Source organism: Nocardia arseniciresistens (genome assembly GCF_046764875.1).
Classification (GTDB): Bacteria; Actinomycetota; Actinomycetes; order Mycobacteriales; family Mycobacteriaceae; genus Nocardia; species Nocardia arseniciresistens.
Window position 1 is genome coordinate 24028 of record NZ_JBKORD010000029.1, and the last position, 13827, is coordinate 37854.

13 protein-coding genes are annotated in these 13827 nt (G+C 64.8%); 8 read left to right on the forward strand and 5 right to left on the reverse strand.

Translation table 11 applies throughout. From position 1 onward, the window contains the following. Positions 1–22: 22 nt before the first annotated feature. Positions 23–805: a crotonase/enoyl-CoA hydratase family protein gene (locus tag ACLMAJ_RS36290; RefSeq protein WP_412018439.1), complete on the reverse strand. Its 783-nt coding sequence runs from the start codon at positions 803–805 to the stop codon at positions 23–25. Between the two features lie 61 nt (positions 806–866). Between ACLMAJ_RS36290 and ACLMAJ_RS36295 the strand changes: the two genes are divergently transcribed. Together ACLMAJ_RS36295 and ACLMAJ_RS36300 are read left to right on the forward strand one after the other, a co-directional pair. Continuing rightward, positions 867–2519 (forward strand): acyl-CoA synthetase, encoded by a 1653-nt coding sequence (locus tag ACLMAJ_RS36295; RefSeq protein ID WP_412018476.1) that lies wholly within the window; start codon positions 867–869, stop codon positions 2517–2519. Between the two features lie 91 nt (positions 2520–2610). After that, positions 2611–3441: a thioesterase family protein gene (locus ACLMAJ_RS36300; protein ID WP_412018440.1), complete on the forward strand. Its 831-nt coding sequence runs from the start codon at positions 2611–2613 to the stop codon at positions 3439–3441. A gap of 68 nt (positions 3442–3509) precedes the next feature. On the opposite strand, the gene ACLMAJ_RS36305 is transcribed toward ACLMAJ_RS36300, so the two are convergent. Beyond that, positions 3510–4700 (reverse strand): FAD-dependent oxidoreductase, encoded by a 1191-nt coding sequence (locus ACLMAJ_RS36305; protein WP_412018441.1) that lies wholly within the window; start codon positions 4698–4700, stop codon positions 3510–3512. A gap of 100 nt (positions 4701–4800) precedes the next feature. On the opposite strand from ACLMAJ_RS36305, the gene ACLMAJ_RS36310 reads away from it, so the two are divergent. Then, a complete protein-coding gene (locus tag ACLMAJ_RS36310) occupies positions 4801–5406 on the forward strand; it encodes a TetR/AcrR family transcriptional regulator (RefSeq protein WP_412018442.1) in 606 nt (201 codons plus the stop codon). Between the two features lie 5 nt (positions 5407–5411). Beyond that, positions 5412–5795 carry a DUF397 domain-containing protein gene (locus tag ACLMAJ_RS36315; protein ID WP_412018477.1) on the forward strand — a complete coding sequence of 128 codons (384 nt, stop codon included), beginning with the start codon at positions 5412–5414 and terminating at the stop codon, positions 5793–5795. Positions 5796–6256: 461 nt separating this feature from the next. Here ACLMAJ_RS36315 and ACLMAJ_RS36320 read toward each other — a convergent pair whose 3' ends face one another. From ACLMAJ_RS36320 to ACLMAJ_RS36330, 3 genes are all read right to left on the reverse strand, one after another. Further along, a complete protein-coding gene (locus ACLMAJ_RS36320) occupies positions 6257–7735 on the reverse strand; it encodes an HNH endonuclease signature motif containing protein (RefSeq protein WP_412018443.1) in 1479 nt (492 codons plus the stop codon). A gap of 356 nt (positions 7736–8091) precedes the next feature. Next, entirely contained in the window at positions 8092–9201 is a 1110-nt protein-coding gene (locus ACLMAJ_RS36325; RefSeq protein ID WP_412018444.1) for an acyl-CoA dehydrogenase family protein, read from the reverse strand. Positions 9202–9304: 103 nt separating this feature from the next. Beyond that, complete coding sequence (locus tag ACLMAJ_RS36330; protein WP_412018445.1) at positions 9305–10498, reverse strand: acyl-CoA dehydrogenase family protein; 1194 nt, start codon at positions 10496–10498, stop codon at positions 9305–9307. A 153-nt stretch (positions 10499–10651) separates the two neighbouring features. Here ACLMAJ_RS36330 and ACLMAJ_RS36335 point away from each other — a divergent pair, with 153 nt between their 5' ends. From ACLMAJ_RS36335 to ACLMAJ_RS36350, 4 genes are all read left to right on the forward strand, one after another. Beyond that, positions 10652–10840, forward strand: coding sequence for a ferredoxin (locus tag ACLMAJ_RS36335; RefSeq protein WP_412018446.1), 189 nt, complete (start codon positions 10652–10654; stop codon positions 10838–10840). A gap of 142 nt (positions 10841–10982) precedes the next feature. Beyond that, positions 10983–11885: a 3-oxoacyl-ACP reductase gene (locus ACLMAJ_RS36340; RefSeq protein ID WP_412018478.1), complete on the forward strand. Its 903-nt coding sequence runs from the start codon at positions 10983–10985 to the stop codon at positions 11883–11885. Positions 11886–12166: 281 nt separating this feature from the next. Next, entirely contained in the window at positions 12167–12931 is a 765-nt protein-coding gene (locus tag ACLMAJ_RS36345; protein ID WP_412018447.1) for an MlaE family ABC transporter permease, read from the forward strand. Between the two features lie 4 nt (positions 12932–12935). Further along, a complete protein-coding gene (locus ACLMAJ_RS36350; RefSeq protein ID WP_412018448.1) occupies positions 12936–13787 on the forward strand; it encodes an MlaE family ABC transporter permease in 852 nt (283 codons plus the stop codon). Positions 13788–13827 lie beyond the last annotated feature (40 nt).

The window sequence follows — 13827 nt, forward strand, 5'->3', positions numbered from 1 at the left end:
AATCAGCTGGCGGAGAAATTCGTCAGCTGCCGGAGAAAGTGGGCTTGCGCTTCTCCGCGAAGGCTTTCGGGCCCTCCTTCGCATCGGCCGACTTGAAGACCGCGGCGCCGAGTTCGGCATCGATCTTGAAGGCCGCTTCCTCGTGCATGCCCTCGGTGTCACGGATGGTGCGCAGGATGGCCTGCACCGCGAGCGGCCCGTTGGCCGCGATCTGTGCGGCAAGCTCGAGCGCTTTGTCGAGGGCGGTGCCGTCCGGCACCACATGCCCGATCAAACCGATCTCCTTGGCCTCGGTCGCGGTGACGTGCCGACCGGTGAGCAGAATGTCCGCGGCGACGGTGTAAGGAATCTGGCGAACCAGCCGCACCGCCGAGCCGCCGAGCGGGAAGAGGCCCCAACGCGCCTCGGACACACCGAATTTCGCGCTCTCGCCGGCCACTCGGATGTCGGTGCCCTGGAGGATCTCGGTGCCGCCCGCGATGGCGGGTCCCTCCACCGCCGCGATCAGCGGCTTGGTGAGCCGACGCCCCTTGAGCAGTGCCTCGATCTTCGAAAGATCCCAGCCACCGCCCGCGAAGGAGTCGCCGGGGTGCTTGGTCGTCATCGCCTTCAGATCCGCACCCGCACAGAACGCGCCGCCCGCGCCGGTCAAGATCGCGACCCGGATGTCGGGATCGCTGTCGACCTGGTCCCACGCGTCGCGCATGATCGCCATCATTTCGCCCGAAAGCGCGTTGCGAGCCTCCGGACGATTCATAGTGACGATGAGGACATGATCGCGCTTCTCGACGAGGCAATCTGGCATATCTCAATCTCCTGACGCTCGAGCCTTGTCAGAAACAGTAACACGTTCTATTTTTAGCTCTGTGAGCTACAACATAGCGGACTTAGTCGAACACGCCATCGATCTCATGCCCGACCGCGTAGCGCTGGCCGACGACGGCCGTGAGGTGACTTACGCGCAGCTGGAGGAGCGGGCCAACAAGTTGGCCAACTACCTGCTGAAACAAGGCGTCCAGCCGGGTGACAAGGTGGGCATCTACTCGCGCAACACGATCGAGGCCGTCGAGGCCATGGTCGCGATCTTCAAGGCGCGGGCCGTGATGATCAACGTCAACTTTCGATACGTCGAGAACGAGTTACAGCACATCTTCGACAACTCGGACATGGTCGCACTGATCCACGAGCGCCGCTTCAGCGAAAGGGTGGCCGGGGTTCGCTCGAATACTCCGCTACTGAAGACGGTCATCGTCGTCGACGACGACGATACGTCCGCCGCGATTCCCACCGCAGCGGATTCGGTGGAATACGAGGCGGTGCTCGAGCAGTCCTCCGGCGAGCGCAACTTCGGCGATCGGTCTCCTGACGACCTGTACATGCTCTACACCGGCGGCACCACCGGCCTGCCGAAGGGCGTGATGTGGCGGCAGGAGGATGTGTGGCGGGTGCTCGGCGCCGGCATCAACTTCGTCACCGGCGAATACGTCGATGACGAATGGGAATTGGCCAAGGTCGGCGCGGCCAACCCACAGATGGTGCGCTTCCCGATTCCGCCGATGATCCACGGTGGCTCGCAGTGGGCCACCTTCCACAGCCTGTTCGGCGGTGGCAAGGCCGTGATGATCCCGGAGTTCAGCGGGCACGGCGTGTGGCAGCACATCGATCGTCACGGGATCAACCTCATCTTTATCACCGGTGACGCCATGGCGCGTCCGATGCTCGACGCGTTGATCGAAGGCAATCCGGAAACCGGTAAGCCCTATGACCTTTCGACGCTGTACGTGCTGGCCAGCAGTGCCGCACTGTTCTCCCCCGCGCTCAAGGATCAGTTCCTCGAGCTGCTGCCGAACCGGATGCTCTCGGACTCCATCGGCTCGTCGGAGACCGGTTTCGGTGGCCTGTCCATCGTCACCAAGGGGGCTACCCACACCGGTGGACCCCGCGTGAAGATCGATGCGTCCACCGAGGTGCTCGGCGAGGACGGCCATCCGGTGGCGGCCGGTTCGGGTGTGGTCGGCATCCTCGCCCGCAAGGGCCACATTCCGATCGGCTACTACAAGGACGAAGCGAAGACCGCGGAAACCTTCAAGGAGATCAACGGTATTCGCTACTCGATCCCCGGCGACTACGCCAGGGTCGAGGAAGACGGCACCGTGACGATGCTCGGTCGCGGTTCGGTGAGCATCAACAGTGGTGGCGAGAAGATCTACCCGGAAGAGGTGGAGGGCGCGCTCAAGTCGCACCCGGAGATCTTCGACGCGCTGGTGGTCGGTGTCGAGGACGAACGGTGGGGCCAGCGGGTCGTTGCGGTTGTGCAGTGTCGCAGCGCGAATCGCCCTTCGCTCGAAGAGCTCCGGCCGATGTTGACCAACGAGATCGCGCCGTACAAGCAGCCGCGCAGCCTGTGGTTCGTCGACGAGATCAAGCGCTCGCCCGCGGGCAAGCCGGATTACCGCTGGGCCAAGGAGCAGACCAAGATTCGCCCGGCCGATGAGCACCTCGGGGCGAGCGGCAAGTAAGACTGTAGGACGACCGACAACGGCAAGGGCTGCCGCGAACCAGCGGCGGCCCTTGCCGTTCGTCGATCGCTGCGGCTGATAGGAGATCCAATTGGCAACGCCCTACGCGTTTTTCGCAGCCACCGAGCGCGGCTTCGAGCCATTGCCGTTCGCCGCGAGCGCTTGGTCGTCGAAGATGATCAACGGGCCCGCGATATGCGGCCTGATGGCGAGGGCGCTGGAATTGCAGCACTGTTCGGCCGGGTTCACGCCCGCGCGGCTGACCGTCGACCTGTTCCGGCCGACGCTGAACAAGCCGGTGACCGTGGTGACCGAGCTGGTTCGCGAGGGGAAGCGGATCCTGGTTGCCGATGCCGCGCTGATGCAGGACGGCGCGGACGTGGCCCGAGCGACGGCGATCTTCTTGAAGCGGTCGGAGCAACCGCCCGGACGGGTCTGGACCCGCGCCGACGGTCCGCAGCCGCCGACTGTGTCGATCGCTGAGGGGCCGACACCGCCGCTGTGGAACAGCGACGGCCGCCCCGATGGCTGGTCGACCCGGATCGGCGAGCACCAGAACGACGGACGCAAACGTACCTGGCAGGTGCCGATGTCGGTGCTGGAGGGGGAGACGCCGTCGGCTTTCGCCGGTGCCGCGATGATCGGTGAAGCGACGAGCATGATGACAAACTGGGGCAGCGAGGGGATCGGGTTCATCAATACCGATCTGACGCTTGCGCTTGCGCGGCCCGCCATCGGTCCGGAGATCGGGCTGGAGGCCGACAGTCACATCAGTGTGGACGGGATCGCCGTGGGTAGCGCGACCCTGTTCGACAGATCCGGATCGTTCGGGACCTGCATGGTGACCGCGCTGTCGAACGCGGACCGGCAGGTGGATTTCACCGACAGCTCGATGCACCGGACCAGGGTCGGGATTCAGTAGAACTGCCGGGCGCAGATGTACACCGTCCGCAGGGCTGCGGACCGTGTTGTCAGCTTGCTGATCGAGTTTCAGCGGTTGGCGAGTTCGGCGAGGCGGAAGGCCAGCTTATTGCGAACCGCGGGGATGCGGGTCAGCAGCGATATCGCGGTATTGCGGACGAATCGTGCTGGAAGCGGGCGCAGAGTGGCCGTCTTGGTCATCCGGTCGGTGAAGGCGACGACGCCGAGTGCCACTGGGCGGCGGGTGGTTTCGTAGCTGTCGAGGATCGTGTCCGGCTCGCCGTTGACGACCCTCGCGAGCAGCGGGCCGAGGAAGGCCGCGTCCTGGATGCCGATGTTCATGCCCTGCCCGCCAGCGGGGCTGTGCACGTGCGCGGCGTCTCCCGCGAGCAGGATGCGCCCTGCGCGGTAGCGGTCGGCGACGCGGTGGTGCACCCGGAAGCGTGAACTCCACTGCACCTCAAGGACTTTGACGTCACCACCGGGGCCGCGGGTGTCGAGGATCGTTTGAATGTCGGCCGCGGTCGGCTGCTTGGGCGCCTCGTCGACGGTGGCGACAACGCGATAGCGGTTGGGTTCGGTGTCGTCGGGCAGCGGGGCGACCACGGTGATGCCCTCCGGCGAAAGATGCAGCGCCACTTCGTTGCGCGCGATCGGCCAATTCATCCTGACGTCGGCGAGCACGAAGGAGGCTGGGTAGGTGTCGCCGGTGAAGCCGATGTTCGCCTGCTCCCTGACCACGCTGTGCATACCGTCGGCGCCGATCAGGTAGTCGGCGCGGATTGCGCCGCTCGAGCCGGTGCCATCGGTGTATTCCACCGTGACGGCGTCATTTTCCTCGACGACCCGGGTAATCTCATAAGGCCGGTGCACGTCGCCGCCTGCCTTGCGCAGCCGGCCGAGCAGCACGGTCTCGGTAGTGTCCTGCGGAACCATGAGGGTGTAGGGGTACTCGGTGGGAAGGTTGTCGAACCCCACCGTGGCCAGTGTGCGGCCGCCGTCATGGACGGTGAAGGTCGGCACCACGACGCCCCGGGTGATGAGTTCATCCGCGATACCGAGTTCTTTCAGCATCTCGAGGGTCCTCGCGTGCACCACTGCGGCACGAGAAGTGTTGGTGCCCTCGGCAAGCTGGTCGAGCAGCACGAAGTCGACGCCGGCATCGGCGAGGGTGATCGCCGCGGTCAGTCCGGCGGGCCCGGCTCCGACGATCACCACGGCGGTAGTGTCCGGAAGCTTGTTGCTCGGGGTGGTGCTCATTAGAACTCCTAGGTCAACATCTGTAGGCCAACGCTCGTTGGCATAACTGTAAGCCGGGCCGGGCTCGTAAGTCAACAGTTGTTGGCCTACACTTGTTGGCATGACCGTAGTGCCTGATCAACCGCCTGCTCGCCGCTCGGATGCGACCCGCGCCGCGATCCTCGAAGCCGCGCGCGCCCGCTTCGCCGCCGAGGGTTTTCGCACGGCGACGATCCGCGCCATCGCGGCCGACGCCGCGATTGATCCGTCCATGGTGATGCGCTACTTCGGTAGCAAGGATGGCCTGTTCGCGGCCGCGGTCGACGTGAGCCTCGATCTGCCCGATCTCACCGCCGCCGATCCCGACGCCCTCGGCGAGTTGCTTGTGCGCCGATTCCTGGACATCTGGGAGGACCGGGCCGACACCAACGTTCTGGTGATTCTGATGCGATCGTCGATCACCGATGAAGGTGTGAGCCAACGGTTCCGGCAGATCTTCGCCGAACAGGTACTACCCGCGGTACTTCGCGTCGGCGACCCGGCCGACGCTCAGCGTCGCGGCGGACTGGTAGTCACCCAGCTGCTCGGGCTGGCCCTGTGCCGCTACGTGCTCGAACTGCCGCCGGTGGTCGCTTTGACGCGCGCGGAAATCATCGCGGACATCGGCCCGACCCTGCAGCGGTACCTGACTTCGAGCCCGATCGAAGCCGGCTCAGGGCGGCATTAGACGAAATTCGTCGTGTCGGCCGACCAGGTGACGGAGGTGGCAAGAGGTGTGCCGAGGTCGCGCTCCTCTCGAATGACCGAGTTGGCGTTCGTGATTCGAAGGACCCGTCCGGTCCGGCGTTGCTTTTCACTTCGACCGAGTGGTCCGCCTTCACGGCTGCGGCAACCCGTGCTGAGTACAGCACCTGGGGATCTGCTCGAGCGGGCGTGACAACACAAATGTCAGGACGATTTTGTCCGATAGGCAACCACGGCCAGTCCTCATGCTGGAAGCCGCTGCCTGCCTACCCGGGCTGCGGAAGAGAAGGCCGGGAACCACCTGACGCGCCCAGCATTACTCCCGGTAGAACCACTGAATGCCGAACCATCCTTGGGCAGCGGTCTGGATGAGTTTGTGCATGACCACCACCCCGAACCGCAGCCTGGCAAGCCGAACGTGAGGCAGAACTTCCGTAGCGTTCCCCCGTCTGGGAGCGGATCTCACCTTCCAGCGGATGACCGGGCAGTGCTGGGCACGTCAGGTGGGGTACCCGGCTTTCTCTTCCGCAGCTTTTGGAGGCAGGCACACGGCTTCCAGCGTGCTCGACTGGCTGTGGTGATGTTCTCGGACACTTCTCTTCGGTTGCTGGTGCACCGAATTCTCGACGATCACTCTGACCTCTGGTCCTACGGAGGATATGTCGGGCGACTCGTGGACTGGACTGAACACGTTCTGGCACTGACGGTTCAGATCGTAAGACGTGCCGGCGACGCGAGCGTATTCAGTGTTCTGTGCGCCGCTGATGGTCGAGCGCAGCTCCGCCGGGATCATCGAATACTGTCGCTGCGTCCGCGACGACTCGGGCTGGTGGTCAGGCGGCGTGTTTGTCCGGCCGCTGGAGTTGCTTCGGCGACTGACGGTGTTGTTCGTTGCGGTGGTGGATTCGGGACATGGCTTCGGCAAGGAGTTCGCCGGGGTGGTGGCGGTTGTTGACCCGTGGGGTGCGGGTGGGGTCGATGTGCGGTGGTGCGATCCACGCGGTACGACCGGGGTGTGTCGAATCCGGTCCCAGTGCAACGGTTTTCCAGCCGTTCGGTCCGTCGTTGACGAGGGCGTGACAGTGATCGCAGGCCAAGGTTTCGTTGTCTATGTCGGTCGGACCGTTCTTGATCCAGTCGGTCACATGATGGGTGGCGCACAGGCTGGCGGGAGCGTCGCAGCCGGGGCGGGTGCAGCCGCGCACCGATGCGATCAATGCCATCCGTTGTGCTGCGGTAGCAAGGCGTTTGGTGCGTCCGAAATGCAGTGGCACTCCTTGGTGGTCGAACACCATCAGGAATGGTTGGGACCGTTCGGCGAGCTTCAACGCTTCGGCGAGGGGGACGGTGCCGCCGGTGGCGGTGGTCGCGACTCCGGCGGCGCGTTCGACGTCGGTGATGCTCATCGTCAGGATGGTGGAGACCGGCAGCCCGCGGTGTGAACCGAGCTGGTCGGCCGACCTTCCTGGTTGCAGCAGCGCCACCAAGGCATCGTGATTGCGTTGTGCGGCGGTGCGAGTGTCTCGCGCTGCGGCGGCGACCATGGCCTCGCGGTCCACGTATTCGCAATCGCCGGACGGGCTTTCGGGGTCGTCGGGGTTGTTCATCCCGGGCCGGGCCATCTTTGCGACTACCGGATCCAGCAACGCGCGCAGGGTTGGCGTGATCTCGCCGCGGATGGGGGACATGCCGTCGGCGCGTTGGTGCCCGATCATGAGCCCGCGCATCCGTTTCCGATCCCCGTCGTCGGTCAGCTTCCCGTCGGGGTCCAGGTAGGCGAGGATCGCATCACCCACCTTGGCGATGTCGTCGGGTGAACCGGTGCACGCGTGTTCGGCCAGAACCTGTTCGGCCGCTTCGAATTCCGGATCGGCGGTCGACCCGGGGACTCGTTTCAACACCGCTGCGATCCGGCTGGCATGGTCGGCGGAGATGTCCCCGTCGGCTAGGGCGGCGGCAGTCCGCGGGTGTTGTGGCTCGTGCGCTTCTCCTGCCATGTCGTGCCAGGTACCGAGCGAACGCGCAGCTGCGATGCGGCGGCCTGCTTCCTGGCTGGACAGGCGCAGGGTTTCCATCAGGAACCCTTTCGGGCCGTGTGCGCCGACCCTCGCGGGGATATGGCGTTCGACGACCTCCACTGTCAACCGATTGGTGAGGGCGGTCAGCATCCGAGTGCTGCGTTCGACGTCGCGCAGCAGCTCGGTGACCCTGTCATCGGACAGTCCGGCCAGGGGGTGTTCGAGCAGCCCGGTGACAGCGGTGAGCAACGGGTCGCCGACCCGCTGCTCTGTTACCCCACCATTCGAACGCATGTTCTAATCATATCGAACTCGGCCGCCTCGCGCACCAGAAAACACCATCTGATCTGCGCATTTTCACATTGTGGTTGTGGAGGCGGCGAGTAGCTGCACCACCGCGAAGTGGTGTGTCTCGCTGTGCTGCATCGCCCGCAACCCATTGCTCCGCCCGGGTCGGCAATCGCACGCGCGCGCAATGATTCGACCGCGCCGAACGATCCTCGGCGGCGGGGCACGGGTGTGATGTGTGGGGTATCGGCACCCCGCCGCACGGTAAAGGCGGGGGCCGACCCCGTCGAGGCGGAGTTGGCGCAGCAATCGGCCCGCCGGTGGCAGTACCGGCGGGCCGATCGAGGGTGCGGATTCCTGGGTCAGGCAGGAGTTTCCGCGAGGAGCGTGCCGATGGCACGGAGGTGGTCGGTCGCACCGCCGAGCGCGAATTCGTTGTGCTTGGCCGCGGTGAAGTAGTTGTGCACGATGTGGTCGCGGTCGATGCCGACACCGCCGTGTACGTGGATGACGGTGTGCGCCACTCGATGTCCCGCATCGGCTGCCCAGAACTTCGCGGTGTGTACCGCTTCGGCGCTCGGCAGACTCTCTGACAGCCGCCAAGCTGCCTTGGTGACAGCGAGGCGAAGGCCCTGAACATCGATGTATCCGTCGGCGAGACGTTGAGCGACGGCCTGGAAGCTGCCGACCGCCTTGCCGAATTGCTCACGCTCGCGGGCATAGTCGGCGACGTGTTCCAATGCGCGCTCGAGAGTGCCGAGCTGCTGGGCGCTCAGGCCGAGCCACGCCCTCGTCAGCAGCCAGTCGAGGATCTCGTCGCCGTTGTCGAGGGTGCCCACCAATTCGGCAGGGGTATCGGTGAATTCGAGCGAGTACTCGGCACTCAGGTCGGTCACCTGCTGGGTGGTCACCTGGACCGAGGCGTCGGACGGGTCGACGAGGAACACAACGGCGCGGCCGGAAACCGTGGCAGGGACTAGGATTCTGACTGATTGCGCGGCGAACGGTACCGCAAGTTTGGCGCCGGTCACCCGCCAGCCGCTCCCGGCCTCGACCGCTGTCGTCGTGGGCTTGGCCGGTTCCCAATTCCGCTCTTCCGCGAGCGCCGCCGTGAGGATCACGCTGCCCGCAGCGGCCTGGGTGGCCCAATCGCGTTGTATGTCAGAGCCGAACGTGGCCAACGCGCCCGCGCCGAGCACCACCGACCACAGGTACGGCACCGCGGCTACGTGCTTGCCGAGCTCGCGCAGGATGGCATTCTGCTCCAGCGGCCCGAAGTCGCTGCCGCCGACGCTCTCCGGCAGCGCCGCCGCGAGCACGCCGGTCTCGGCGAGCGAAGCCCACAGCGGTTCGTCGAAACGCACTGCGGCTTTGTCGAGTTCGCGCAACCGGTCGGCAGTGACGAGCTTGCCGCACACCTCGCCGGTCAGCTTGGCGAGGTCAGCCTGGGCCTCGGTGGGGGTGAAATCCATGGCGTCTACCTACTTTCGAAAGTTGCGGTGCGTGCCACGGGCCTGGAGGAGGCGGCCTGCGTAGCTACGTAGGGCCCGGGGAGCATCGCCTTTGAACACACTGTCAGCGCGCCGAGGCCGGCTGCTTCAGTGCGGTCATGGCGATGATGTCGCGCTGGACCTCGTTGGTTCCGCCACCGAAGGTGAGGATCAGCGCGGCCCTGTGCATCCGCTCGAGTCGGCCGCGCAGCACCGAGCCGGGAGAGCCTTGGCGCAAGTAGGCCTGCGGGCCGAGGATTTCCATCAGCAGTCGGTATGCCTCGGTGGCGAGTTCGGTGCCGTACACCTTGCAGGTAGAGGCGTCCCACGGGCGTGGCGCCGCGTCGCCGCCCGCATCGGCGCGGCTGGCGATCTCCCAGTTCATCAGCTTCAGGTACTCGACCTTGGCGTGCACCCTTGCGAGATTGAGCTGCACCCATTCCTTGTCGATCACCCGCTGGCCGTCGGCGGACTTGGTGTTGCGCGCCCACTCCACGCTCTGGCTCAGCGCGAGGCCGAGCGGTCCCGCGGAGGTGAGCGCGACCCGCTCGTGGTTGAGCTGATTGGTGATCAGCGACCAGCCGGCGTTCTCCTGTCCGACCAGCGAGCTCGCGGGGACGCGAACGTCCTGGTAATAGGTGGCGCTGGTGTCGGGGCCCGCCATGGTGTGCACCGGCGTCCACGAGAAGCCCGCTGCCGTTGTCGGCACGATGAGCATGCTGATGCCCTTGTGCTTCTTGGCGGTCGGGTCGGTACGTACAGCCAGCCAGATGTAATCGGCGTAGGCGATCAGGCTGGTCCACATCTTCTGACCGTTGATCACGTAGTCGTCGCCGTCGCGCACCGCGGAGGTGCGCAGGCTGGCCAGGTCGGTGCCCGCGCTCGGCTCGGAGTAGCCGATGGCGAAGTGCAGTTCGCCCGCCGCGATCTTGGGCAGGAAGAACTTCTTCTGCTCCTCGCTGCCGTAATGCATGATCGTCGGCGCCACCGAGTTGATGGTCAGGAACGGCACCGGCGCGCCCGCGATGGCTGCCTCGTCGGTGAAGATCAGCTGGTCCATCGTCGGCCGGTCCTGGCCGCCGAACTCCTTCGGCCATGCCAGGGTGAGCCAGCCGTCACGGCCCATCTCCTGCACGACCTCGCGGTACACATTGCCCTGCCCGTACTCGCCGGTCTGCGAGCTCAGCGCGGCACGGCGCTCCGGGGTGATCAGCCGCGCGAAGTAGTCGCGCAGCTCCGCGCGGAGCTCTTCCTGCTGCGGCGTGTACGCGATGCGCATGGCAAATACCTCATGCCTTCGTTCGATTGGGTCAACCGATCATTGCATACAGACTGAAACATGTTCCAGTATTGACGGCGAATCCGGTCGATGGCCGCGCGCGGCCAGGTCGGGTTGTTAGGCTTTGGTCATAGTCTTGTCAAAGGAGTTGTCATGAAGGTCAGTGTCGATCTGGACCAGTGCGAGGCGAACGGAATCTGCGTCGGAATCGCCCCCGACGTGTTCGAACTCGATGACGAGGACGTACTGCACATCGTGTCGGCCGAGGTTGACCCCGATCGGATCGCCGATGTGGAGGACGCCGTCGCGCAGTGCCCGAAGGCCGCGCTGCGGTTGCAGTGACCGGGACCTTGCTCTAGATAGGAACACGTTCTAGAGTCGGCCCCGTGAGTGACCGCAGCGAGCGAACCGAGAACACAGTATGCGCATCGCGCACGACGGAACCGAGCGCTAGTGAGGTGCAGCCGTGAGCGAATCAAAGGCGATGGGCGCCGCGGATCTTTCGGGCCGGGTGGCGATCGTGACCGGGTCCGGTGCGGGTCTGGGCCGGGCCGAGGCGCTTGCCCTTGCCGCCGCCGGCGCGTCGGTTGTGGTCAACGACCTGTCCGAATCGGACGCGGTGGCCGACACGCTCGCCGAGATCCGGTCCCTCGGAGCCAAGGCCGAGTTCGTCGCGGGCAGTATTGCCGAACGCTCGACCGCCGATGCGCTCATCCGTACCGCGGATGAGGCGTTCGGCGGCGTCGACATCGTGGTCAATAATGCGGGCATCACCCGCGACCGGATGCTGTTCAACATGTCCGACGAGGACTTCGACGCGGTGATCGCGGTGCATCTGCGTGGCCACTTCCTGTTGACCCGCAACGCGGGAGCCTATTGGCGCGCCAAGTCCAAGGAGGCGGGCGCTCCGATCTACGGCAGGCTCGTCAACACCTCTTCGGAGGCGGGACTGCTCGGACCGGAGGGTCAGGCCAACTACGGTGCCGCGAAGGCGGGGATCACGGCGCTGACGCTGTCCGCGTCACGCTCCCTTTCTCGCTTCGGTGTGCGTGCCAATGCCATCTGCCCGCGTGCGCGGACCGCGATGACCGAGGCCGTATTCAGTGCGGCACCCGAGGGCGGCATTGATCCGCTCGCACCCGATCATGTGGCCAAGCTGGTGGCTTACCTTGCTTCTCCTGCTGCCGATGCGGTCAATGGGCAGGTCTTCGTGGTGTACGGGCCGATGGTCGCGCTGATGGCCGCGCCGACGGTCGAGCAGCGGTTCGACGCGGCGGGCGACCAGTGGTCGGCCAATGACTTGGCCGCCACGCTCGGTGGGTACTTCGCCGATCGGCCCGAAGGTCGTACATTTTCGGCATCGGCATTGCTCGATCTCGACCACTAGTGATTTGCCTGATGGCAGTCGCCATCAGGCAACTGTTGATCACTGGTCCAGCGGTTGGTAGACATGGGAGTCACAGTGTGCGGCGGCTCACAAGGCTCAGGTCGTTCAATTTCTGACACATGTTTCAAATTGAAGTCCCCGCGTATAAGAAAAGTGCAGTTCAAAAGTGGCAAAAAGCTTCCGCCAGCAAAATGAACATGTTCTAATCGTTGAGGCAATGAGGCCTCGAGGGGGCATCAGGCTGTGAGCTGTACAAGCAGGATGAGCAAGGAGGATCGCGAATGAACGAGGTCCTTGCTGTGCCGTTGCGGGCAGTCGGCGGGTTTTTCGAACTTGTCGCCGACGTCGCCCGCGCCAGTATTCGACGGCCGTTCCAAGGGCGCGAATTCATTGATCAGGCGTGGTTCATCGCCAGCGTCTCGATTGTTCCGACATTGCTGGTCGCGATCCCGTTCACCGTCCTTGTCAGCTTCACGCTGAACATCCTGCTTCGCGAAATCGGCGCCGCCGACCTCAGCGGCGCTGGGGCGGCATTCGGCGCGGTCACTCAGGTCGGACCGATCGTCACCGTTCTCATCGTGGCAGGTGCGGGCGCCACCGCGATCTGCGCAGACCTCGGCGCGCGGACAATCCGCGAAGAGATCGACGCCATGCGGGTGCTCGGCATCGACCCGGTCCAGCGGCTGGTTGTGCCGCGCGTGCTGGCATCGACCTTCGTCGCGCTGATGCTCAACAGCCTGGTGTGCACTATCGGCATCGTCGGCGGCTTCCTGTTCTCGGTATTGCTACAGGATGTGAATCCCGGCGCCTTCGTCAATGGCATCACGCTGCTCACCCATCTGCCCGAACTGATCATCTCCGAGGTGAAGGCCGGCCTGTTCGGACTGATCGCCGGGTTGGTCGCGTGTTATCTGGGCCTGAATGTCAAAGGTGGTCCCAAGAGTGTCGGTGATGCGGTGAACCAGACCGTCGTCTTCGCCTTTATGGCCCTGTTCGTGGTGAACGTCGTGGTCACGGCCGTCGGTATCAAGTTCTCGGCGCGGTGATCACGTGGCATTCGTGATCCAATCCCGCTTCCCTCGTACCGTGCGGCGAGTGCGTCGAATTTCTGGCTCACTCGATTCGTTGGGCAAGCATGCGGTGTTCTATGCGCAGACGCTGGGGTCTATCCCGCGCGCGCTTGTGCACTATCGGACCGAAACGATCCGATTGATCGCCGAGATCAGCATGGGCTCAGGCGCTTTGGCCGTTATCGGTGGCACCGTTGTGATCGTCGGATTTCTCACCCTGTTCACCGGCGGCACCATTGCGGTGCAGGGTTACAGCTCGCTCGGCAATATCGGTGTCGAAGCGCTGACCGGATTCTTCGCGGCCTTCATCAACGTACGCATTGCGGCGCCGGTGATTTCGGGCATCGGCCTTGCCGCGACCATCGGCGCGGGATCGACGGCGCAGTTGGGTGCGATGCGGGTGGCCGAGGAAATCGACGCGCTGGAATCGATGGCGATCCGGCCGGTGCCCTATCTGGTCGGCACCAGGGTGCTTGCCGGGATGATCGCGATCGTGCCACTGTACGCGCTCGCGGTGATCTGTTCGTTCATCGCGAGCCGGTTCGCCACCGTGTTCATCTACGGGCAGTCCGCGGGAGTGTACGACCACTACTTCTCGACGTTCCTGATTCCCAGCGACATCCTCTGGTCGTTCGCGCAGGCGATCTTTATGGCCCTGGCGGTCATGATGATTCACACCTACTACGGCTTTCACGCCGCGGGTGGGCCGGTCGGTGTGGGAATCGCGGTAGGCAATGCGGTGCGGGCCTCCTTGGTCGCGGTGGTCACGGTGACCCTGCTGATCTCGCTGGCCATCTACGGCACCTCCGGCAACTTCCACCTCTCCGGGTAAAGCGGTATGGCGCAAAGTAAACAAGCAGAAAGCGGCCTGG

Bases quoted from the DNA above. Each gene is read 5' to 3' on its own strand.
- ACLMAJ_RS36325 (WP_412018444.1), bottom strand. From the start codon at position 9,201: ATGGATTTCACCCCCACCGAGGCCCAGGCTGACCTCGCCAAGCTGACC.
- ACLMAJ_RS36335 (WP_412018446.1), top strand. From the start codon at position 10,652: ATGAAGGTCAGTGTCGATCTGGACCAGTGCGAGGCGAACGGAATCTGC.
- ACLMAJ_RS36310 (WP_412018442.1), top strand. From the start codon at position 4,801: ATGACCGTAGTGCCTGATCAACCGCCTGCTCGCCGCTCGGATGCGACC.
- ACLMAJ_RS36305 (WP_412018441.1), bottom strand. From the start codon at position 4,700: ATGAGCACCACCCCGAGCAACAAGCTTCCGGACACTACCGCCGTGGTG.
- ACLMAJ_RS36345 (WP_412018447.1), top strand. From the start codon at position 12,167: ATGAACGAGGTCCTTGCTGTGCCGTTGCGGGCAGTCGGCGGGTTTTTC.
- ACLMAJ_RS36320 (WP_412018443.1), bottom strand. From the start codon at position 7,735: ATGCGTTCGAATGGTGGGGTAACAGAGCAGCGGGTCGGCGACCCGTTG.
- ACLMAJ_RS36330 (WP_412018445.1), bottom strand. From the start codon at position 10,498: ATGCGCATCGCGTACACGCCGCAGCAGGAAGAGCTCCGCGCGGAGCTG.
- ACLMAJ_RS36340 (WP_412018478.1), top strand. From the start codon at position 10,983: ATGGGCGCCGCGGATCTTTCGGGCCGGGTGGCGATCGTGACCGGGTCC.
- ACLMAJ_RS36290 (WP_412018439.1), bottom strand. From the start codon at position 805: ATGCCAGATTGCCTCGTCGAGAAGCGCGATCATGTCCTCATCGTCACT.